The organism is Pseudarthrobacter sp. RHLT3-21 (assembly GCF_059383495.1).
This window is the reverse complement of the sequence record NZ_JBWZCI010000007.1, coordinates 79,630-99,724: the sequence shown is the minus strand read 5'-3', so window position 1 is coordinate 99,724 and position 20,095 is coordinate 79,630. Positions and strand designations below refer to the sequence as shown.

Annotated in this window: 21 protein-coding genes; 16 read left to right on the top strand and 5 right to left on the bottom strand. The window is 64.9% G+C overall.

Going from position 1 to position 20,095, the window contains the following annotated elements; all coding sequences use genetic code 11:
* Positions 1–108 precede the first annotated feature (108 nt).
* The 8 genes from AC50YA_RS10005 to AC50YA_RS09970 all read left to right on the top strand — a co-directional run bounded on the left by AC50YA_RS10005 (position 109) and on the right by AC50YA_RS09970 (position 7,841).
* Positions 109–582 carry a hypothetical protein gene (locus tag AC50YA_RS10005; protein ID WP_494982133.1) on the top strand — a complete coding sequence of 158 codons (474 nt, stop codon included), beginning with the start codon at positions 109–111 and terminating at the stop codon, positions 580–582.
* 90 nt (positions 583–672) lie between these two features.
* A complete protein-coding gene (locus tag AC50YA_RS10000) occupies positions 673–1,818 on the top strand; it encodes a COG1470 family protein (RefSeq protein ID WP_494982132.1) in 1,146 nt (381 codons plus the stop codon).
* Between the two features lies 1 nt (position 1,819).
* Entirely contained in the window at positions 1,820–2,329 is a 510-nt protein-coding gene (locus AC50YA_RS09995; protein ID WP_494982131.1) for a hypothetical protein, read from the top strand.
* Positions 2,326–4,767, top strand: a complete 2,442-nt coding sequence (locus AC50YA_RS09990) for a beta strand repeat-containing protein (protein ID WP_494982130.1) — start codon at positions 2,326–2,328, stop codon at positions 4,765–4,767. Before AC50YA_RS09995 ends, AC50YA_RS09990 begins: the two co-directional genes overlap by 4 nt.
* A gap of 482 nt (positions 4,768–5,249) precedes the next feature.
* Positions 5,250–5,885 (top strand): GAF and ANTAR domain-containing protein, encoded by a 636-nt coding sequence (locus AC50YA_RS09985; protein ID WP_494982129.1) that lies wholly within the window; start codon positions 5,250–5,252, stop codon positions 5,883–5,885.
* A 135-nt stretch (positions 5,886–6,020) separates the two neighbouring features.
* Entirely contained in the window at positions 6,021–6,428 is a 408-nt protein-coding gene (locus AC50YA_RS09980) for a response regulator transcription factor (RefSeq protein WP_494982128.1), read from the top strand.
* A 306-nt stretch (positions 6,429–6,734) separates the two neighbouring features.
* Complete coding sequence (locus AC50YA_RS09975; protein WP_494982127.1) at positions 6,735–7,094, top strand: hypothetical protein; 360 nt, start codon at positions 6,735–6,737, stop codon at positions 7,092–7,094.
* 123 nt (positions 7,095–7,217) lie between these two features.
* Positions 7,218–7,841, top strand: a complete 624-nt coding sequence (locus tag AC50YA_RS09970; protein WP_494982126.1) for a hypothetical protein — start codon at positions 7,218–7,220, stop codon at positions 7,839–7,841.
* A 91-nt stretch (positions 7,842–7,932) separates the two neighbouring features.
* Here the strand turns inward: AC50YA_RS09970 and AC50YA_RS09965 are convergent, their stop codons facing one another.
* Positions 7,933–8,628, bottom strand: a complete 696-nt coding sequence (locus AC50YA_RS09965) for an HAD family hydrolase (protein WP_494982125.1) — start codon at positions 8,626–8,628, stop codon at positions 7,933–7,935.
* Between the two features lie 273 nt (positions 8,629–8,901).
* On the opposite strand from AC50YA_RS09965, the gene AC50YA_RS09960 reads away from it, so the two are divergent.
* The 8 genes from AC50YA_RS09960 to AC50YA_RS09925 all read left to right on the top strand — a co-directional run bounded on the left by AC50YA_RS09960 (position 8,902) and on the right by AC50YA_RS09925 (position 16,144).
* Positions 8,902–9,693 carry a GntR family transcriptional regulator gene (locus AC50YA_RS09960; protein WP_494982124.1) on the top strand — a complete coding sequence of 264 codons (792 nt, stop codon included), beginning with the start codon at positions 8,902–8,904 and terminating at the stop codon, positions 9,691–9,693.
* A gap of 167 nt (positions 9,694–9,860) precedes the next feature.
* A complete protein-coding gene (locus AC50YA_RS09955; protein WP_494982123.1) occupies positions 9,861–11,024 on the top strand; it encodes an ABC transporter substrate-binding protein in 1,164 nt (387 codons plus the stop codon).
* Positions 11,021–11,944, top strand: a complete 924-nt coding sequence (locus AC50YA_RS09950) for an ABC transporter permease (protein WP_494982122.1) — start codon at positions 11,021–11,023, stop codon at positions 11,942–11,944. The genes AC50YA_RS09955 and AC50YA_RS09950 overlap by 4 nt, the downstream gene beginning before the upstream one ends.
* Positions 11,932–12,846: an ABC transporter permease gene (locus AC50YA_RS09945; RefSeq protein WP_494982121.1), complete on the top strand. Its 915-nt coding sequence runs from the start codon at positions 11,932–11,934 to the stop codon at positions 12,844–12,846. Before AC50YA_RS09950 ends, AC50YA_RS09945 begins: the two co-directional genes overlap by 13 nt.
* The gene (locus AC50YA_RS09940) at positions 12,843–13,928 is read left to right on the top strand and encodes an ABC transporter ATP-binding protein (RefSeq protein ID WP_494982120.1); all 1,086 of its coding nucleotides are present in this window, start codon (positions 12,843–12,845) and stop codon (positions 13,926–13,928) included. Before AC50YA_RS09945 ends, AC50YA_RS09940 begins: the two co-directional genes overlap by 4 nt.
* The gene (locus AC50YA_RS09935; RefSeq protein ID WP_494982119.1) at positions 13,925–14,734 is read left to right on the top strand and encodes an alkaline phosphatase family protein; all 810 of its coding nucleotides are present in this window, start codon (positions 13,925–13,927) and stop codon (positions 14,732–14,734) included. Before AC50YA_RS09940 ends, AC50YA_RS09935 begins: the two co-directional genes overlap by 4 nt.
* Positions 14,735–14,994: 260 nt before the next feature.
* Positions 14,995–15,192, top strand: coding sequence for a hypothetical protein (locus AC50YA_RS09930; protein ID WP_494982118.1), 198 nt, complete (start codon positions 14,995–14,997; stop codon positions 15,190–15,192).
* Positions 15,193–15,298: 106 nt separating this feature from the next.
* Positions 15,299–16,144, top strand: coding sequence for an alpha/beta fold hydrolase (locus AC50YA_RS09925; protein ID WP_494982117.1), 846 nt, complete (start codon positions 15,299–15,301; stop codon positions 16,142–16,144).
* A 64-nt stretch (positions 16,145–16,208) separates the two neighbouring features.
* On the opposite strand, the gene AC50YA_RS09920 is transcribed toward AC50YA_RS09925, so the two are convergent.
* The 4 genes from AC50YA_RS09920 to AC50YA_RS09905 all read right to left on the bottom strand — a co-directional run bounded on the left by AC50YA_RS09920 (position 16,209) and on the right by AC50YA_RS09905 (position 20,059).
* Complete coding sequence (locus AC50YA_RS09920) at positions 16,209–17,396, bottom strand: fatty acid desaturase family protein (protein ID WP_494982116.1); 1,188 nt, start codon at positions 17,394–17,396, stop codon at positions 16,209–16,211.
* A 13-nt stretch (positions 17,397–17,409) separates the two neighbouring features.
* On the bottom strand, positions 17,410–18,507 hold the full coding sequence (locus AC50YA_RS09915; RefSeq protein WP_193341641.1) for a ferredoxin reductase: 1,098 nt from the start codon (positions 18,505–18,507) through the stop codon (positions 17,410–17,412).
* 211 nt (positions 18,508–18,718) lie between these two features.
* Positions 18,719–18,922, bottom strand: coding sequence for a hypothetical protein (locus tag AC50YA_RS09910; protein ID WP_494982115.1), 204 nt, complete (start codon positions 18,920–18,922; stop codon positions 18,719–18,721).
* 102 nt (positions 18,923–19,024) lie between these two features.
* Positions 19,025–20,059, bottom strand: coding sequence for an LLM class flavin-dependent oxidoreductase (locus tag AC50YA_RS09905; protein WP_494982114.1), 1,035 nt, complete (start codon positions 20,057–20,059; stop codon positions 19,025–19,027).
* Between the last annotated feature and the right edge of the window lie 36 nt (positions 20,060–20,095).

Genomic DNA, 20,095 nt, shown 5'->3' with positions numbered 1-20,095 from the left:
CATGGAACCTTTGGGCTATCGGTACTCAGCCAGGGGCCGCAACCAGCCAAACAGAAACACCGGCCGGCACAGCGAGTGCATCGGTCTCAACAAAAAGGGGAAATCCTCATGCGCAAAATGTCCAAGAAGAACAAGATCGTCGCAGTTTGTGCCGCTGCAGTCCTGACCAGCGTGGGAGGCGGAGTCGCTTTCGCCTACTGGACCACCACGGGTTCCGGTACCGGCTCCGGCGCAACTGGTACAAACGTCGCGATCTCGGTCGTGCAGACCAGCACTGTCACTAGTCTGCAGCCGGGCGGGGCACCACAGCTGTTGAACGGCAACTTCGACAACGGCAACACCAGCCCGGTCTACGTTACCGACGTGGTAGCGAGCATCGCGAGCGTGACCCCTGTCGGGGCAGGGACCTGTGACGCTACCGACTTCACCCTCGCAGGCGCCACGATGGCCGTAGGCGCGGAAGTGCCAGCCGGTACCAGTAAGGGCTCGTGGACCGGTGCGACGATCGCGTTCAACAACAAGGCGACCAACCAGGACGGCTGCAAGGGCGCCACGGTCAATCTCGCGTACGTCAGCCACTAATGACACCCGTCGGTGGGCCGGGTGCTGTAGCCCGGCCCAGCGACGGACCAACAAACCATTCGAAACACACCCGTTCAGAAGGGGTACGAGATGCAGAAGCAACGATGGTCCTTCCCGCCGTCCGCTCGCTCGGCCAGGACCGCCGTTAAGCTGCTGCTGCTCGGACTGCTGGTCATGCTGGTCCCGGCCGGTGCACTGCTCGCCGCCAGCCAGAACGTCAAGCCCGGCATCACCCTGCAGATCTCGCCTGCAAGCCAATCCATCGAGCGGGCCAAGACCGCCAGTTATATGGTGACCGCCACGTCAACGGGCGGTTTTTCCGGTGCCGTCTCGCTCAGTGCAAGCGCAATGCCTGGCGGATCCTCTGCCACCTTCTCGCCGTCGTCCGTCACCTTGAGCACAGGCAGCACAGCCACAGCAACGATGAATGTGTCGACCAGCCAATCCAGCCCGATCGGGACCTACAGCCTCAGCATCAGCGGCGTCAGCGGCAAAGTCAGCGGCACCGTTTCTGCCGGGCTGACCGTTAATTATCCGATTTCCAGTTCATTCTCGATAAGCGCGACGCCCGCCTCCGTGACCGTGCCGCCAGGTTCCATCGGTGTGTATTCAATCCAGCTCTCCCGCAACAACTTCGCCAGACCGGTCAACCTGAGTGTGTCAGGTGGCCTGCCGTCAGGTTCCACCCCCGCCTTCGCGCCGAACCCGGCCACTGGCAACTCTTCGACACTGCAGATCACCACGCCATCCAATGCTTCGGATGGCACCTACACGCTTAAATTGGTGGGCTCCGGGCCCGATGCCAATGGCACAACCCAATTTGCCTATGCCAGCGTTCAACTGGTCATCGACTCGACACAAAAGGATTTCACCCTCTCTGGAAACCTGGCAGGCCAGCTGGCGCCGGGCACGTCCCTCCCGCTGGATCTCGGCATCACCAATCCGAATAAAAAGGCCTTGGCGCTGACCAACCTGTCCGTCTCGATCAAGAGCGTGACCCGGACTGCCGACGCCATCGCCCGGAACCTCCAGTGCGGGACAGCCGATTACACGGTGACGCAGTACAGCGGCCCGTACCCGCTGACAGTGCCGCCCGGCAGCACCTCGCTGTCCGGCCTACGTATCCCTGCGAACCAGCGGCCGCAGTTCAGAATGCTCGACACACCCGCCAACCAGGACGGATGCAAGGGCGCAACCCTCCAACTGGTTTACTCCGGATCAGGACAAGGTAACTGAGATGAATTCCATGGGATGGATGAGGGCCAGCCGTGCCCGCGGTGCCAAAGTGGCAGTCCTGACGGGCGTGCTGTCTTTGGCGATCGGCGCCGGGACAGCGTATGGGTACTGGGCCACCGACGGCTCCGGCAGCGGGTCCGCTGCCGCCGGCACCATGCAGACTGTCACAGTGGACGCGCTCATTCCCGGTGACACTCCGGCGTCGACCCTGATTCCAGGCGGGACTGCCGACGTTGTGCTGCGCGTAACCAATCCCAACCCCTATTCCGTCCAGGTATACAGCGTCAGCAACAACGGCCCAGCCAGCGCCGACAACGCCCATCCTTCCTGCACCACCACGGGCGTCACCTTCGCCGGCTCTCCCGGTCCACTCAGCCCGGCCGTTTCCATCGCAGCGAATTCGAGCACCTTGGTCACTCTTCCCGGGGCGGCGAGCATGAACGCGACGTCGCAGTCAGCCTGCCAGGGCGCCACCTTCCACCTTCCAGTCACGTTGGCGGTCCGAAAATGAGCACTCAATCACGACACCAGATGCCCCGCGCCGGCTGGCTTAGGACCCGTGCCCCCTGGGTAGTGATCGGAATCCTCCTGGTGTCCGGCATCGGTTCCGCGGCCTACGCGTTCTGGCAGTCCATCAGCAGCAGCAATTTCGCCGTCGCGGCCGGCGACGTCGTCATGCCCGGAAGCAAGCCATCCGCCTCTGTCACTGGAGCCAACATCTCCGTCAGCTGGCCCGCCGGTTCGACCTCGGACGGCCGTGCTGTCACCGGCTATACCGTGGCCCGCTACAACGCCACTACGGGCGGATCCAAAACCCCAGCCACGGGCGCCTGCGGCGGCACCGTCACGGTCCTCAGTTGCGCGGAACAAAACGTCCCCGGCGGAACGTGGTACTACACCATCACCCCCACCATCGCACTCTGGAACGGCGCAGAAAGCCCACGCAGCGATGGCGTCAACAGTGACACCACGCCTCCAGTGGCCTCCGTGGCGTCCATTTCCCCGACGCCCAACGCGTCCGGCTTCAACAACAGCAGCCCCGTCATCGTCAACCTCACAGCCCAGGACAACGCAGGCGGGTCCGGCGTCGCCTCGATCACCTACGCAGTTGATTCCGGCAGCCCGACGACGGTGAACGCCGCCAACGCAGCCGTCACCGTGAGCGGTGACGGTACACACGTCGTGTCGTATTTCGCGACGGATAACGCGGGCAACGCAAGCGCCTCCCAGAATCTTGCGGTCAAAATCGACACGGTGGCGCCAGGAAGGCCTTCCATCATCGTGCCCACGTACGTGAACATCGCCAACGTGGCCGGTGTCCCCGTCAACGGCACAGCTGAGCCCGGTTCAACGCTGACCCTTACAGTTGCCGATGCCGGGGCGGCCCACACGGTGTCACAGACAGTGACAGCCAGCGGCGCCGGAGCATGGACCGCAGCCGGCCTCAATCTGACCTCCCTGGACCAAGGCACCGTCACGTACACCGCCAAAGCCACCGACGCTGCCGGCAACACTGGACCCAAGGTAACCGTCACCAGCATCAAGGACACACTCGCCCCCGGCGCCCCAACGATCTCTGCCCCGCTGTACGTCAACGGCGCCAACGTTGCCAACGTGCCGGTCAACGGCACGGCGGAGGCCGGCGCGGCAGTAACTCTGCGCGTTACCGATGCAGGGGCCGCCCACACAGTGTCGCAAACTGCGACGGCCAGCGGCACCGGTGCATGGTCCACAACCGGGCTCAACCTGACCGCACTCAACGACGGCGCGGTCGCGTACACAGCCACCGCTACCGACGCAGCCGGCAACACCGGGACTACCGTCACTGTTACCAAGACCAAGGACACACTCGCCCCCGGGCTGCCGACGGTCAGCGTTCCACCGTTCGTCAATACCGCCAATGTGGCTAACGTCCCGGTCAGCGGCACGGCCGAACCGGGCGCAACGGTTGCCCTGACCGTCACAGACCCTGGGTCAGCCCACACGGTGTCACAAACTGTGACGGCCAACGGTGCTGGCGCATGGTCCGCCACGGCCCTTAACCTGACCACGCTGAACCAGGGCACGGTCACCTACAAGGTCACTGCCACCGATGCGGCCGGCAATGCCAGCGCCACCGCGACCACGACGAACACGAAGGACACGGTTTCCGCCACTCCCGTAGTCACCCCTCCTCCCTCCGTGAATATCAGCAATGCGGCCAGTGTCCCGGTGAACGGCACGTCCGATGCGGGGGCCTCGGTCGCTCTCACCATCACCGACGCCGGTTCCGTTCACTCCATCAGCCGGACTGTCACTGCTAATGGCTCGGGAATCTGGTCCATCGGCACGGTCGATCTGGGCACATTCAACTCTGGTGTCATTAGTTACTCGGCGACGGCAACGGACCCGGCAGGCAATATCAGCGCCGCAGGTACAGCAACAAACACTAAGGACGTCGTGGCGCCAACGGTCACAGGGGTCGCGTTGGCCGGTGGAACTGGAGCCGCCGACAGCGGAGACTCAGTGACCATCACTTATTCGGAACGCATGGATGCCACCAAGTTCTGCGGCGCCTGGACCAACTCCGGCACCGGAACTCAGAATCTGAACGCCTTTGATGACGTGACCGTCACGCTGACGGACAACGGGTCCAACGACAAACTGACGGTCTCCAGTGTTGCATGTCCCTCCCTCAATATCGGGACAGTGAACCTGGGCGGAAACTACCTTAACTCGGGGACGGCAACGTTCCAAGGCACGGGCAACGGCAAGGTCTCCTCTGTTCAATGGGATCCGCTGACCTTCAAGCTCACCATCGTCCTCGGAAACCTCAAAACCGGGACAGTATCCTCGGGCGCCACCGTTGGAAACCCGTCCTACACCCCGCCGTCGGGCCTATCCGATGTGGCCGGGAACCCGCTCGCGACAACAACGTTCAACAACTCTGCAAGTACGTCAAGGTTCTGACACCCGGCACTGCCGGCGTCAGAACCCGGAGGGCCTGACACCTCGGCTTCCAATGAGGTAGTACCTGCTGAAACCCCTGGACCTAGCTAAGGTCCAGGGGTTTCAGCGGGAGGCACTGGCTGCACACGACCGGAATCTAGCGACCAGCATCTTCCCCGGGCTTGGTGGCCAGAACGTGAGCCGCCCGATGTGCCCCCTGCCTGGACTTCTTATGGCGCTTCCCACGGCCCCGGCCTGTATATAATTCTGGTTATCGGTTTAGCAGCAGGCCGTTGGAGTTCGTCGATCCAGCGACCGTCGCCACCTATTGCCACTACGGCAGGTTGTGCGGGGTGTTGCCGGCTCGTTTGACCTGAGCGAATGGCACTAAGAACCGTGGCCAGCGAGTCAACAGCAAAAAAGCTACATCAATCACTGAGCACCTGCACGAAGAACTCCTCAACAGCTCCGACGTCGAGGAGTTCCTTGATGAGCTCGCCCGGGTGTCGGCCCGCAATCTTTCCGAACCCGGCGACGAAGTGCTGTGCGGCATCACGCTCCTGCGCCAGCGTAAGGCGGCCACCATTGCCAGCAGCGGCGCCGCTGCCCGCGCTGTCAGCCAGATTGAATATCAGTCCGAGCAAAGCCCGGGCATGGCCGCGTCGCTGGAGCAGGTGACGGTCCATGTCCCTGACGTGAAGGACGAAGCGCGCTGGCCGGAATACTGCGAAGCCGTCCTGGCCCAAGGCATCCGTTCAGTCCTGGCCATCCCGTTCCGGCTGGAGGGGGAAACCAAAGCCACCCTCCTCCTCTATTCCCACCGGACCTCCCGCTTCGAAGGCCGCGTCCTGAAGGCTGCCGAGGACTTCGTCCGCCAGACTTCCCTGGCCCTCCGGCTGGCCGTGCGTTTCGCCCACTACAGCGAGACGGCGGCGCATCTGCGCGCCACCCTCGAATCACGCACGGTGATCGATATGGCCGTGGGCGTCATCATGGCCCAGAACCGGTGCAGCCAGCAGGAGGCCTTTGACCTCCTCAAAGCGGCGTCCAGCACGCGCAATTCCAAGCTGCATATCGTCGCAGCGGCCGTGGTGAACGCGCTGGGCCAAGGGCCGGCCCGGACGCACTACGACGGCTGAGCCCCGCCCCCGCAACCGGCGGCCGGCAAGGTGACCGCTGAGACGACCGGCGGGCAGTTTGCGGAATACGTGATTATGACGTTTTCCACCCCGCCGGCCCCGTACACTGGTGGCAAAGCAGGCTGAGGGGCTTTCATGGAAACAAAACGCATCTGCCTTGTCATCGAGGACAACGATGACATCCGCGGTCTGATCACGGTGGTCCTGACCCGCGCAGGCTTTTCCGTGCGTTCGGTTGCTAACGGCGCCGAAGGAATTGCCGCTGCCGCTGAACCATCGGTTGCGCTGATCACCCTGGACCTCGGCCTGCCGGACATGGACGGGCACGTCGTAGCCCGGGCAATCCGTGCCTTAAGCACCGCTCCCCTGCTGTTCCTCACCGCCAGGTCCGAGGAGGACGACATTCTGGCCGGAATGGCCTCCGGCGCTGCTGCCTACCTGACCAAGCCCTTCCACCCCAAGGAACTGCAGGAGCTCGCACTGCGGCTCTGCCCGGCGGACGCCACCGCCTGCCAGAAGCCGACGCCACAACGGCAGCAGTAAGCCGCACCTTCGCGCCTGCCCACCCACTCACCCACTAGGGGGGGCGCGCGAGGGAGCCGAAAGGTCCCGGCCGGCTGCAGCTCCCGGTGGCGATCGACGGCGTCGTGGTTTCCCCGGGAGACAGCGTCACCTCCCGAATTCGCCGGAACGGTGCGGGGTCGCCGTAGCTCTACGGCCGCCCCGCACCGTTCCGGCGATCCGGCGATCCGGCGATCCGGCGATCCTGCGGCCAAGGAGCCACCCCTTCACAGGCGCAGCACATCCTCGGCAAATCGAAGCGATAGCTTGGTTGCCTACAAATGAGGCATGACTCCTCTCAAGAACAAACCACGCAAGGGCAGCCACGTTCGGCGCGCCGTCGTCGCCGGGGCCGTTGCCCTGACGCTTTCGGCAGGAGGTGCCACGGCCTGGGCGTTGGACCGGTTTGTGGTCCAGCACGTGGAAATCTCGGACGTCTCCGCGTACCAGGCCAGCCAAACGGGAACCAGCCAGGGCACGACGGCGGCCACCACCAGCGATTCCGCCGCCACCGCCGTCACCACAGACACGTCCTACGAGTCGGACAGCTCGAACATCAACATCTCCACGGTGACCACCGGCAGCGGCGACAGCACCGTCACCTACTACGTTGCCGACGTCTTGCTTGGCGATGCCACCACCCTCTAATCAGCCTTCGCCAACGACAGCTTCGGCGAAAACATCATCGAAACCACCTCGGCCATCGCGGCGGCCAACAACGCGATCTTCGCCATCAACGGCGACTACTACGGCTTCCGCGATACCGGCATCGTGATCCGCAACGGCGTGGTGTTCCGCGACGACGGCGCCCGCCAGGGCCTGGCCTTCTACCGCGACGGCACCGTCAAGGTCTACGACGAAACCGCCACCACCGCCGAGCAAGGCCTGGAGGCCCAGCACATCGTGATGTCCGGCGGCACGGCCAACATCACCGCGAACGACGACGGCGTGAACGCCTCGGGCGGGGCCTCCACCTCCAACTCGGCCCAGGTCGGGATGGGCGGCGGCGAGATGGCCGTGGGCGACTACACCGCGGAAATCACCGGCGGCTCGCTGACCATCAACGCGCAGGGCGACTGCCTGGACTCCAACGGCAACGCCAGCATCTCCGGCGGCACCGTGGTGGTCAACGGCCCAACGAACTCAGGCAACGGGGCGCTGGACGTCAACGGCGAACTGACCGTCACCGGCGGCACTGTTGCGGCGGCCGGCAGCGTGGGCATGGTGGTCACACCGGGCACCGCCTCGACGCAGTCCGGCGTGCAGGTCACGCTCGGATCGGCTGTTCCGGCGGGCACGGTGGTGCAGATCGCCGATTCCGCGGGCACCGTGACGGCCGGCGAGTACACAGGTGCCCAGGGCCCGGGTGGCGGCGGCTTCGGCGCCCGCCCGTAGGGTGTGTTGCTAAAGCTGGCTCTTTGGCCATACGCCGCCGCGCAGGTCGACAGCGCGTAGACCTGAGAACCTGGCGGAACTCGATCCGAAACTACCCCAGCTCCAGCTCCAGGCATTCAGGTCCGAGCGCCGGGACCAGGATCCGGGCGTGCTGCACCAGTACCTCGCGGGGATGGGTGCCCTCGACGCAGATGGCAACCATGCCCGCGGCAGCTACGGCACCCAGGCCCGGCAGCGAGTCCTCAAACACGGCAATGCGGGCAGGGTTCTCCAGCCCCAGCGCGGCGGCAGCGCGCTGGAAGCCTTCCGGATGCGGCTTGCCCTCCGAAACATCCTCGTCCGTCACGACGACGCCGAACAAGTCCAGCAGGCCCGCCCGTTCCAGGGCAGGAAGTACCTGCGGTCTGCTGGCCCCTGTCACAACGGCCAACTTCAGTCCCGCGGCGTGAAGAGCGCGCACCAGCTCACAAGTGGCCGGCCGGATCAGGCTCTCGCGTACCACCCGGGCACTGTAGGACGCGTCGATGAGTCCCAGGAACTCATCCACCCTGCGCACCGGTCCGGAGGCCAGGGCAAGGATCGAAGCCATGATTTCGCGGTCGCTGCGGCCGGCCAGGTCCTCCTGGTACTGCCGTTCGGTGATGGTGACGCCGCACTCGGTGTCGGCCAGTTCGATGAACAGGTCCCGCAGCACGCTCTCGTCATCGGAGAGCGTGCCGTTGAAGTCAAAGAGAGCGCCATCAAAGGTGGCCAGGGTTGATGTGGTGCTGGCGGCGGCTGCGCCCATAGCGTGATTCCAATCTGCAGATGGTGGTGCTTCCGACGGCAATTTTGGCGGCGCGACCGCCGTTCAATGCGCTCAACGGCAAGCAGAGTTCGGTCTAGACCATTTGGTCCCGTGTGACAGTGTAGCCGGGATTAATCCGCCGCCGGCCACGCCCCGGCGGACGCCTGCGTACGCCGGGCAGAGCTGCGCCGCGGCCGGCCGGAAACTGGCCGGCGAATGGACCTATGCTTGGTTTCGGGGCCATTCGCTTCACTGAGGCCTCACCGGGGCGGTATGAAGGAGTCGAAAATCAACACCGACGAGTTGCTGGAGCAGGCGCAGAATCTCACCTTCGATCCGTCCTTGCCGGCCCATCAGGTGGTCCACGGCTGGTTGACGGACCTGGTTCTGGCCGGCTCGCTGACCCTGGGCAGCAAGCTTCCCGCCGAACGGCAGTTGGCGAGTGCACTGGGCATCAGCCGGATGACTCTCCGCCAGGCCCTGGACACCCTGCAGCATGAAGGGCGCCTCATCCGCGCCGTTGGCGGCCGCGGCGGTTCCTTCATTTCGGAGCCCAGGGCCTCGGTGGATATCTCGAATCTGATGGGACTCAGTGCCCAGTTGCTCAAGAGCGTCCACAGTGCGTCCTCCCGCCTGCTCGACGCCGAAACCGGCCCCGCCGGCAGACTGGTTGCGGAGGCCCTGCAGCTGCCGCCCGACGCTGAAGTGCACAGGATTCGCCGCCTCCGCTACGCCGCCTCGACACCGGTGGTCCTGGAGGACTCGCACTTCCCGGCGGACCTGTTCCCCGGGCTACTGAGCCGGCATCTCACCGGTTCAATGTATGCGGTTATGGGCGAAGAGTATGGCCTGGCGCCGTTCTCCTCCGTTGAAGAGCTGAACCCCTCCGTGGCTGGCCCGGCGAATTCGAAGCTGCTGGAAATCGGTCCCAGCGCTCCGGTGCTGACCATCAAGAGAACCGCCCTCTGCGAGGACGGCCGGCCGGTGGAGTACTCGGAGGATGTGATCCGCACTGATCGGCTGCGGATCATCGTCTCCGGCCGCGTAGACCCCTCCGGGCGGTAGCCGGCTCCGCCCCGACCCCAGGCCGTAGCGGACCTGCGCAGATGAACTATGGTCTAGACCATAGTTCATCTGCATGACACTTTGCCTTCATCAGGAAGCAACATTGCGCTGCGACGTTGGAGTCTCCACGCCGGCCTCTGCGCCACCTAGAAATCTGGAGAACACCAATGAATCCCCTAGCCATTTCGACGGCTTCACCTTCGTCAGCAGTCTCCCGCCGCGGACTGATGCGCGGCGCCCTGGGGTTGGCAGGCCTTGCCGCAGTGGGCGGCTCCCTGACTGCCTGCGGCAGCACGCCCAATGGCGCGGCCCCTGCCGGAACCAGCCTGGCTGAGATCATCACCGGTGCCCAGAAGGAAGGCAAGGTCCAGCTCATCGCCGTGCCGGGGGACTGGGCCAACTACAAGGGCCAGTTCGAGGGCTTCAAGAAGAAGTACGGCATCGAGACCCCGGTCGCCAACCCGGACGCCTCCAGCGCCGATGAGCTCACGGCGGTGAAAAACCTCAAGGGACAGGACACCCAGCCAGACGTGATTGATATCGGCTACTCCTTCACCAAGCCCGCCATCGACCAGAAGCTGATCGAGGCCTACAAGCCGAGCAACTTCGAGGAGATCCCGGCCGATTTGAAGGACCCCGACGGAATGTGGGTCGGGGCGTACTACGGCGTGGTCCAGGTCGGCACCAACACCAAGATCGTCGAAAGCCCCAAGTCCTGGGCCGATCTTCTGGACCCGAAGTACAAGGGCAAAATCGCCCTCCCCGGTGATCCCCGCAAGGGTGCCTCGTCCATCGCAGCCGTCTACGCGGCCGCGCTGGCGCACGGCGGCAGCCTGGACAACATCCAGCCGGGCATCGACTTCTTCGAAAAGCTGGCCAAATCCGGGAACCTTGCGAGCATCACATCTCCCGTCTCGGCACTGAGCACCGGCCAGGCCGCCGTCGTCTTCGACTGGAACTACAACTTCCTGGGCATGGCAGGCGAACTGGCGAAATCCGGCGCCACGCTGGAAACCCAGGTGCTCTCCGAAGGCGTCTTTGGCAACTACTACGCCCAACCGGTCGCCACGAAGAGCCCGCGGCCCAACGCCGCGCGCCTTTGGGTGGACTGGCTGACAAGCGACGAAGGTTCCGAACAGTTCGCCCTGGGTGGTGCCGTGCCTGCGCGGTTCGTCAAGCTCAAGGCTGCCGGCAAGCTCTCGGCTGAAGCGCTCGCCAAGCTGCCCAGCGCCGACGTGATTGCCAAGATCAAGTTCCCCACGATTGCCCAGGGCGCTGCGGCCAGCGAGCTGATCATCGACCAGTGGGGCCAGAAGGTCGCCTCGCTGTGACGCTCCAAGCCGAACGCGCCTTGGGCGCAGCTGGTCCGGCGCCGGCGGGACGTGAACGTCCCGCAGCGCCGCGGCGCGGGGGTGGCCGCACGGCCGGCTGGCTGGGGGCCATGCCGTACCTGCTGTTCCTGGCGGTTTTCCTCGTTGCTCCGATTGCCACCAACATTTGGACCAGCTTCCACGTGGACGGGAACCTTTCGCTGGCCTCCATGGCGAAGCTTTTCGAGCCGCAGTACCGGGATGCGTTCATGCAGACCATCCAGCTTTCCCTGCTGACCGCCGGGGCCGGCGGCGTGCTGGGGCTGATCCTGGCCTGGGCCCTGGCCACCTCCGAGCGGCCCAAATGGCTGCGGAACCTGGTGCTCTCCTTCTCGGCAGTGGCGTCCCAACTGGGCGGTGTGGCACTGGCCTTCGCATTCGTCGCCGCCATCGGGGTCCAGGGCCTGGTGACCCGGATGATTCTCAGCCTGACCGGCTGGAACCTCAGTGACAGCATCCAGCTGGCATCCTTTTGGGGCATCGCACTGGTCTACCTCTATTTCCAGATCCCGCTGATGGCCATCTTGATGCTGCCGGCCTTCGGAGCCCTGAAAAAGCAGTGGTCCGAGGCCGCGTACAGTCTGGGAGCCAGCCGCTTCCGCTACCTCAGGGACATCGCATTCCCCATCATGTGGCCGCCCATCATCGGTGCGCTGCTCCTTCTGTTCGCCAATTCCTTCAGCGCTTATGCCACCGCCTACGCACTGGCCGGCGGCCGGGTCAACCTGGTGCCGATCCTGATCGGATTCTTCGTCTCAGGCAACGTGATGACGGACGACAGCTTCGCCGCCGCATTGGTCACGGGCATGATCGTGATCGTGGTGGCTTCCATGGGCCTGCGGACACTGCTGGAACGGAGGAGCAACAAATGGCTGCGCTAGACACCCCCGCTGGATCGAAGCCCCTGTCGGGGCGGCGCCGCCCCGGTGCGCGGGGAACGGCCCAGGGGACCATCTTCGCCGTCGCGCTTATCCTTTTTTTCACGCCGTTGGTATCCTCCGCGGCCTTCGGCTTCACGCTGCCGGGCAAGGGATTCACCCTGGATTCCCTCGACGTCGCAGTGCAGAACACCAACTTCCTGCCGCAGCTGTCCACCACCCTTCAGTTGGCGGCGCTCAGCACCCTGGCCTCGCTGCTTCTCCTGGTGCCGACCCTGCTCTTCCTGCACCTCCGTGCACCCAAGATGCTGCCGCTGACCGAATGGCTCTCCGTGGTCCCGTACGTGGTGCCGGCCATTGCCCTGGTGAGCGGCGCCAATTTGTTTTTCCGCAACGTGGCCCCCAGCTTTCTAGTCAGCACCTATTCGCTGGTGCCGTTCTACATGGTGCTGACCCTGCCGCTGGTGTACCGGACGCTTGATGCCGGCATCCGTGCCTTGGACATCAGGACCCTGTTCGCGGCCAGCGCCAGCCTGGGAGCCACGCCATTGCAGACCCTGGTCCGGATCATTCTTCCCAATCTGCGCGCCGCGATGCTGGGGGCAAGCCTCCTGTCCTGCGCGCTGGTGCTGGGCGAATATGCACTGGCCAGCCTGCTGCTGCATTCAACGTTCCCGGTGTTCATGGTGGAGGTGGGCATGAACCAACCGCGCGCCGCTGCAGCCTTGTCCTTCTTGTCGATCGTCGCCACCTGGTTGTTACTGGCGGCGCTCTCCGGGGCCTCCGCCAAGCGGAACAGGAAACGCAGCTCGACTCGCTCCAAACGGCAGGCTTCCAACGGCCTGCAACTCCAAGAGTCCGCCCCCGCGGGGCCGTGCTCCGCTACGAAAGGAATATCCCGATGACCCGGGACGCAGCTGAAGTTTCATTGACCGGAATCAGCAAGAGTTTTGGCGGACGGTTGGTGCTGGACAAGCTGGATCTGACCCTCGACGGCGGAGAGCTCCTGGCACTGCTGGGACCGTCCGGGTGTGGCAAGACCACCATCCTGCGTGTCCTGGCCGGCCTGGAATCCCCAGATGCCGGAACGGTGCGGATTGCCGGCCGGGACGTGACCCATACCAGCGTGCGCAACCGTGGCATCGGAATTGTGTTCCAGGCCTACAGCCTGTTCCCGCACATGACGGCCTTAGAAAACGTCGCCTACGGACTACGGATCAGGGGGGCAAGCACGGGCAAACGCACGGCGCGGGCCACGGAACTTCTCGAGACGGTCGGGCTGGGCGAACACCGGGACAATTTCCCCTCACAGCTCTCCGGAGGCCAGCAGCAGCGCGTTGCCCTGGCCCGAGCACTGGCGATCGAGCCGCGCGTGCTGCTGCTTGACGAGCCGCTCTCCGCACTTGATGCCCAGGTCCGTGTGCATCTGCGCGACGAAATCCGGCGGATCCAGACACAGGCAGGAACCACCACGCTGCTGGTGACCCACGACCAGGAAGAAGCCCTGACCGTGGCCGACCGCGTTGGCGTGATGCTCAACGGCCGGATCGAGCAGCTGGGCACGCCGGAGGATGTCTACCAGCGTCCCCGGACGGCCTTCATTTCCGAGTTTGTCGGAGCCGTGAACCGCATACCGGCGGATCGGTTCGGCGCCCAGGTGCTGGTTCTGGGCCGGCGCATGGCCATATCCAACGCGGCCCCGGAGGCCTTGCCGGCCACGGAATTGGAGGCCCTGGTGCGGCCGGAAGACCTGGAGCTGAAGGGCGCAGGCGACGGGCCGGGCGTCATCAGGTCACTGGTGCTGCGCGGCGCCGTGACAAGTGCGAATGTCTCGCTTGGCGGCTCCCTGCTGCGAGTGGACCTGCCCTCGCATGAGGCGGCCAACTTCACCATTGCCCAGCGCGTGGACGTCTCCCCCAGGCACAACACTGCGCTGGTGGATGGGGTCCGCAACGGTGCCGAGGCCAAGGAAGAGGTCGCCGCGTGAGCCCGAAGATTTGCCTTGTGGGCATCGACGGCCTGCGCGTGGACCTGGCCCGGGGCAGCGGCCTGATGCCAACCCTAGATGCGGTGATCGCTGACGGGGTCTTCAACGAGCTGCGCATGGAGGTGCCGACGCTGTCCGGACCCGGCTGGTCCACCCTGCTGACGGGCCGTCCCCATGCCGATCATCAGGTCAAGGACAACCACTTCGTGGGCCATGCCCTGCTGCATTGCCCGGATTTTCTCAGCCAGGCCTACTTTGCGGACCAAAGCACCACCACCCTGGCCGCAGGGGGTTGGCCCCCGCTGGTGGACCCGTCGGGTATCGGTCCCGTGATCTGGGAGCGGCGCGAGCAGCAGCGCTCCGGGCAGCATCGGGTGATTGCCCGCGACGGCGAGACCTACGGCTACAAACTCGTCGATGCCGAGATCGCAGACCATGCCGTCGATGCGATTTCCGGGCGGGGGCCGGACCTGTCCTTTGTCTACTTCTGCGACGCCGATGACGAGGGGCATGTCTACGGGCCGCACACACCGGAGTACGCGGCAGCCATGGGCCGGGTGGACAACCATCTTGCGCGGATCCGGGCCGCTATCCGGCACAGGGTAGAGGTTCTGGGCGAGGACTGGTTCATGGTGCTGACGACTGACCACGGGCACCTGGATGAGGGCGGACACGGCGGTGACAGCCAGGTGGAGCGGACATCCTTTGTGGCAGCCACCCGCTTCGGCGGCTCCATGGCGGACTGGCCCGCCCAGCTGACACCCAGCCAGCTTGCCCCCCTGCTGCTGAGCTGCCTCTCCGCCTAAACTTTCTCGGCGGCGGGGCTTCCGATGTCCTGCGGGTGACGGACTCTCCATGGACAGACAGGTCCGGCCAGCCCTTCTTGCCGTCGCTGGGGTGCCGTCGGCCGCCGGTGGCCGGAGACGTCTTCATTGAGGTCGGTGAGAGAGCGTCGGTGATTTTCCTGCAGGAAGTGAGAGAGCGTCGGGGGCGGGTGGAGGTGTCTGGAATCCCGTTATCGGCGCATACTTGAACGCACAGGCGGCCACGGCCATGGGAGGACACCATGAAGTTTATCGGAGCACTGATTGTCATCTGGCTGATCATCGGAGGAATCGCCGCCTGGCAGCGCGGCTACTTCGGCGGGGCTCCCGGGTCCTGCGCCCAAGCCGGAACGGTGGCCGTGACCATCGTCGCCGGGCCCTTGAACTATATGGGCGTCAACCCGCAGATCGCGTGCGAACTGCCCCAACCCTCCCAGTAGCCACATCCTTGGTGCCGCGGCGGGCAATCCCTAGAGTAGGGAATGCCGGGCGTTGGCTTTTGCTTGCGCCCGAAACTGATCCCGAAGCTTTGAAAGGACCGCCGAGATGGCATTCGTCACCGTTGGAACCGAGAACAGCACCGATATCGAGCTCTACTACGAAGACCACGGGAGCGGCCAGCCCGTTGTCCTGATCCACGGCTACCCGCTGGACGGATCATCCTGGGAAAAGCAGACCACCGCCCTCCTGGAGGCCGGCTACCGCATCATCACCTATGACCGCCGCGGCTTCGGCAAGTCCAGCAAGACCAGCAGCGGCTACGACTACGACACCTTCGCCGCCGACCTCAACACCCTCCTGAACAGGCTGGAAATCCACAACGCCGTACTGGTGGGCTTCTCCATGGGCACCGGCGAGATTGCCCGTTACCTGAGCACGTATGGCTCCGCCAGGGTGGCCCGCGCAGCCTTCCTCGGATCCCTGGAACCGTTCCTTCTGCAGACGGACGAAAACCCCGACGGCGTTCCGCAGGAGGTCTTCGACGGGCTGACCGAAGCCGTCACCGCTGACCGGTACGCGTTCTTCACGGAATTCTTCAAAAACTTCTACAACACGGACACGTTCCTGGGCACGCCGCGGCTCAGCCAGGAAGCCGTGGACGCCAGCTGGAAAATCGCATCCGGAGCCGGCGCCACCGCATCAGTCGCCGCGCAGCCCACGTGGCTGACCGATTTCCGCGGCGACATCCCCCGGATCGACGTCCCCTCGCTCATTGTCCACGGCACCGCGGACAACATTCTCCCCATCGACTCCACGGGCCGCAGGTTCGCCAAGGCCCTGCCGTCGGCGGAGTATGTGGAGATCGAGGGCGCCCCGCACGGCCTCCTGTGGACGCACGCCGCGGAAGTCAACGAAGCCCTGCTCGCCTTCCTGAAGAAGCAGGCCGGATAACAAAAAGAGTGGAAGGGCCAGGCGATTTCGCCTGGCCCTTCCACTCTTATAAGGCTTAGTCAGCTCAAGCCCTGGCTGCCTTGCCCGGCAGCGCCAGCTTGAAGACCTTCGCCCAGGAAGATCCCACCTGCTTCAGCAGCGGACCTGTGGTGTACTTCAGGCCGTAACGCTGGCAGATCTCGCGTACCCGCGGAGCAACCTCGGCGTACCGGTTGGACGGCAGGTCCGGGAAGAGGTGGTGTTCGATCTGGTGCGACAGGTTGCCGGTCATCAGGTGCATGAACTTGGACCCGGAGATGTTGGCGGAGCCGATCATCTGGCGGACGTACCAGTCACCGCGGGTTTCGCCTTCCACCATTTCCTCGGTGAAGGTGTCAGCGCCTTCCGGGAAGTGGCCGCAGAAAATCACGGCGTGTGCCCACACGTTGCGGACGGCGTTGGCGGTCAGGGTGCCGTAGAGGGCCTGCTTGCCGGACCCGGTCAGCATGGCGACGGCCGGTGTGGCGGCGTAGTCCTTGGTGAACTGGGTGACTACCTTGCGGCCCAGGGCCTTGAGGTCCTTGTGCAGCGCTTCCTTGGACTTCTTGCCTGCCTGGTACTCAGCAAGCTCAAGGTCGTAGATGGCGATGCCCCATTCGAAGAGCGGGGAAAGGATGGCGTTGTATACCGGGTTGCCCAGGTTGTGGGGCTTCCACGGCTGGTTCTCGTCCATACGCAGGAGGTTGTACCCGACGTCGTTGTCCCTGCCCACCACGTTGGTCCAACGGTGGTGGAGGTCGTTGTGAGTGTGCTGCCAAGCGCGCGACGGGGTGACGAAGTCCCACTCCCAAGTGGTGGAGTGGATGTCCGGGTCCCGCATCCAGTCCCACTGCCCGTGCAGGATGTTGTGGCCGAGTTCCATGTTTTCCAGGATCTTGGCGAAGCTCAGCAGCGTGGTGCCGGTGACCCAGGCTGCCTTGTTCTTGCTGACCAGCAGTGCCGCGCGGCCGGAGATCTCCAGCCCGCGCTGGATCTTGATCATGCGGCGGATGTAGGCGGCGTCGGAGGCGCCGCGCTTGGCCAGGATTTCGTCGCGGATCGCGTCGAGTTCGCGGCCCAGCTCAGCTACCTGTTCGTCGGTAAGGTGCGCTGCGGCAGGAGGGCGGACCAAGGGGCTGCCGGACTCGGCCAGCGCCCCGGGGCGCGTCTTTGCCGCTCCTGTGGGGGCGGTGTTGCTGTCGGAAACTTTCTTGCTTTCTGAAACTACTGACATGCGGTATTGCTCCTCAGAGTTCGAGGTTGACGGGTCCGGCGGCTGCCGAGACACACGTTTGGATTAGTTGGCCGGGTTCGCCGTGGACTTCGTTGGTGCGAAGGTCACGGACCTGTCCGGCCAGGAGCGGAGTCAGGCAACTGTGGCAGATTCCCATCCGGCAGCCGCTGGGCATCAGCACCCCGGCGTCCTCGCCGACGTCGAGCAGCGGAGTATCGCCGTCGGCGTCAATTTCCCGGTCCGACGCCTCAAAGGTGACCAGGCCGCCGTCGTGCCCTACACCTCCGGCGAAGGTGGTGTTGAACCGTTCAATCATCAGGTTGCCGGGATCGCCGGCGAGCGCAACATCGGAACCGGGGGCGCCGGCGGTGAGGGACGCCTGCTTCCACAGGGCCTCGGCGTCGTCCAGGAAACTGTCCGGACCGCAGGCGTAGGCGGCCCGTTCCTTCCAGTCCGGGCAGATCTCATCGAGCTCGGCCGTGTTGGTCAGGTCCATCCGGCCCTGCTCGCCGGTGTACCAGTGGGCCAGCCGGAAGTTAGGGAACTGGTCAGCCAGTTCAGCGAGTTCCTCGCGGAAGAGGCTGTCGCCGGGCGTGCGGGCGGAGTGCACCAGGACGACGTCGGCATCCGGGCGGCGGGGAACAAGGGTGCGGATCATGGACATCACCGGAGTGATGCCGCTGCCGGCGGTGACCATCAGGAGCGGCCTGGGGTGCTCGGGCAGGACGAAGTCGCCTTGCGGGGGTGCCAGGAAAAGGACGTCGCCCGGTTTGGTGGTCCGGACCAGGGTTCCGGAAACAGCGCCCACGTCCGTGACGGTGATGGCGGGGTCCTTGCCGGCGGGGGCGCTCAGCGAATAGGAGCGCCAGTGGCGGACGCCGTCCAGCTCAACGCCGATACGCGCCCACTGGCCGGCCAGGTGTGAATGCCAGCCGCGGCCGGGACGGAAAAAGATGGTGGCCGACTGCGCCGTTTCCTGGACCACACGGGTCACCACTCCACGCAGCTGGCGCGCGGAGAAGACAGGGTTGAAGAGCGCCAGAATATCTTCCGGTGCCAATGGCGTGGTCAGTACGGAAGCCGCCTGTGCCAGCTGACGTAGCCGGATCATGCAGTAAAACCTAAAGCGGCGCGAGCCATATTTCTCTCTCCTGACCGTTCCGCAGTCACGCAGTAATAATGGGGCGCTTAGCCCCCAAAGCCTGCTACAAGCCTAACGGCTCTGGCTTGTGGATGGTTCCTTGTGCAATATTAGTAAGGATGCTGACTAATTTCCACTGCAGATCACCGGAACGGGCCGGACCGACGGCGGTGGACGGTTTTCAGCGGTCGTCGCGGTCCTGGAATTCCTCATCCAGGTCATGGTGCCTGAACTCCGTCTCCGGGTTCGGTTCGCCGTCGGCCACGTACTCATAGTCCAGTTGACGCTGCACCTGGCTGTCCAGAACCTGCAGCTCCCGGTCCGGAATGCTGGAAAGATCTTCCGGGAACTCGTCTTCCGGTGTCAGGTGTAGTTTTTCGGACATGGTGAGCCTCTCTAGGCCGTGAGGAATAACCGGGCCTCAATGGCCCGCACCTTCTCAGGATATTACGTTCCGGGCGGATCACCCAGCGGAATCTGCGCCGGATCAGGAACGGGCCGGGGTCCAGCCGACGGCGGGAGCAATGTATCGGGCGATGTTGCCCAGCATTTTGGCGTTGAAGTCAACGCCCAACTGGTTGGGCACTGTCACCAGCATTGTGTCCGCGGCCTGGACCGCGGCGTCGGCCGCCAGCTGTTCGGCCAGGACATCCGGGGCGCCGGCATAGGTCTTGCCGAAGCGTGCCGTCAGGCCGTCGATAACGCCCACCTGGTCCCGGCTGTCCCGCAGCGCGCTGCCCGCAAAATACCTGCTGTCCTCGTCGTCGACGATGGGCAGGATGCTCCGGCTGACGGAGACACGCGGCTGGTGGCTGTGTCCTGCCGCGGCCCAGGCGTCCCGGAAAAGTTGGATTTGCTCCGCCTGCAGCTGGTCGAAGGGGACGCCGGTGTCCTCGGTGAGCAGGGTGGAGCTCATCAGGTTCATGCCCAGTCCGGCCGCCCACACGGCGGTGTTGCGGCTTCCGGCGCCCCACCAGATCCGCTCCGCGAGACCCTGCGACTGCGGCTGGACCGGCAACAGGCCGGTGGCACCGCCGGCGTAGCGCGGGTCCGCCTCAGCCACTCCGGCGCCACTGATGGCGTGCCGGAACCGGGCTGTGTGCCGGCGGGCCATGTCTGCGTCGGTCTCCCCTTCTGCCGGTTGGTGGCCGAAGGCGGCGGCTCCGTTCCGGGCGGGCTCGGGTGAACCGCGGCTGATGCCCAGCTGCAGCCTGCCGCCGCTGATCAGGTCCGTGGCCGCGGCTTCCTCGGCCATGTACAGCGGATTTTCGTAGCGCATGTCGATTACGCCGGTGCCGATCTCTATCCGGCTGGTCCGGGCGGCGATGGCTGCCAGCAGCGGGAAGGGGGACGCCTGCTGGCGGGCGAAGTGGTGCACGCGGAAGAATGCGCCGTCGATTCCGAGTTCCTCGGCAGCCACGGCCAGCTCAATGCCCTGAAGCAGGGCCTCGCCGGCGGTTCTGGTCTGTGAACCCTGGCCGGGGCCCCAGTGGCCGAACGAAAGGAATCCGATGCGTTGCATGTATGGCCCAACCTCCCCGCGGCCGGCCGCATTCCC

Coding starts and splice junctions, on each gene's coding strand:
- AC50YA_RS10005 (WP_494982133.1), top strand. CDS start 109: ATGCGCAAAATGTCCAAGAAGAACAAGATCGTCGCAGTTTGTGCCGCT.
- AC50YA_RS10000 (WP_494982132.1), top strand. CDS start 673: ATGCAGAAGCAACGATGGTCCTTCCCGCCGTCCGCTCGCTCGGCCAGG.
- AC50YA_RS09995 (WP_494982131.1), top strand. CDS start 1,820: ATGAATTCCATGGGATGGATGAGGGCCAGCCGTGCCCGCGGTGCCAAA.
- AC50YA_RS09990 (WP_494982130.1), top strand. CDS start 2,326: ATGAGCACTCAATCACGACACCAGATGCCCCGCGCCGGCTGGCTTAGG.
- AC50YA_RS09980 (WP_494982128.1), top strand. CDS start 6,021: ATGGAAACAAAACGCATCTGCCTTGTCATCGAGGACAACGATGACATC.
- AC50YA_RS09975 (WP_494982127.1), top strand. CDS start 6,735: ATGACTCCTCTCAAGAACAAACCACGCAAGGGCAGCCACGTTCGGCGC.
- AC50YA_RS09965 (WP_494982125.1), bottom strand. CDS start 8,628: ATGGGCGCAGCCGCCGCCAGCACCACATCAACCCTGGCCACCTTTGAT.
- AC50YA_RS09960 (WP_494982124.1), top strand. CDS start 8,902: ATGAAGGAGTCGAAAATCAACACCGACGAGTTGCTGGAGCAGGCGCAG.
- AC50YA_RS09955 (WP_494982123.1), top strand. CDS start 9,861: ATGAATCCCCTAGCCATTTCGACGGCTTCACCTTCGTCAGCAGTCTCC.
- AC50YA_RS09945 (WP_494982121.1), top strand. CDS start 11,932: ATGGCTGCGCTAGACACCCCCGCTGGATCGAAGCCCCTGTCGGGGCGG.
- AC50YA_RS09940 (WP_494982120.1), top strand. CDS start 12,843: ATGACCCGGGACGCAGCTGAAGTTTCATTGACCGGAATCAGCAAGAGT.
- AC50YA_RS09930 (WP_494982118.1), top strand. CDS start 14,995: ATGAAGTTTATCGGAGCACTGATTGTCATCTGGCTGATCATCGGAGGA.
- AC50YA_RS09925 (WP_494982117.1), top strand. CDS start 15,299: ATGGCATTCGTCACCGTTGGAACCGAGAACAGCACCGATATCGAGCTC.
- AC50YA_RS09920 (WP_494982116.1), bottom strand. CDS start 17,396: ATGTCAGTAGTTTCAGAAAGCAAGAAAGTTTCCGACAGCAACACCGCC.
- AC50YA_RS09915 (WP_193341641.1), bottom strand. CDS start 18,507: ATGATCCGGCTACGTCAGCTGGCACAGGCGGCTTCCGTACTGACCACG.
- AC50YA_RS09910 (WP_494982115.1), bottom strand. CDS start 18,922: ATGTCCGAAAAACTACACCTGACACCGGAAGACGAGTTCCCGGAAGAT.
- AC50YA_RS09905 (WP_494982114.1), bottom strand. CDS start 20,059: ATGCAACGCATCGGATTCCTTTCGTTCGGCCACTGGGGCCCCGGCCAG.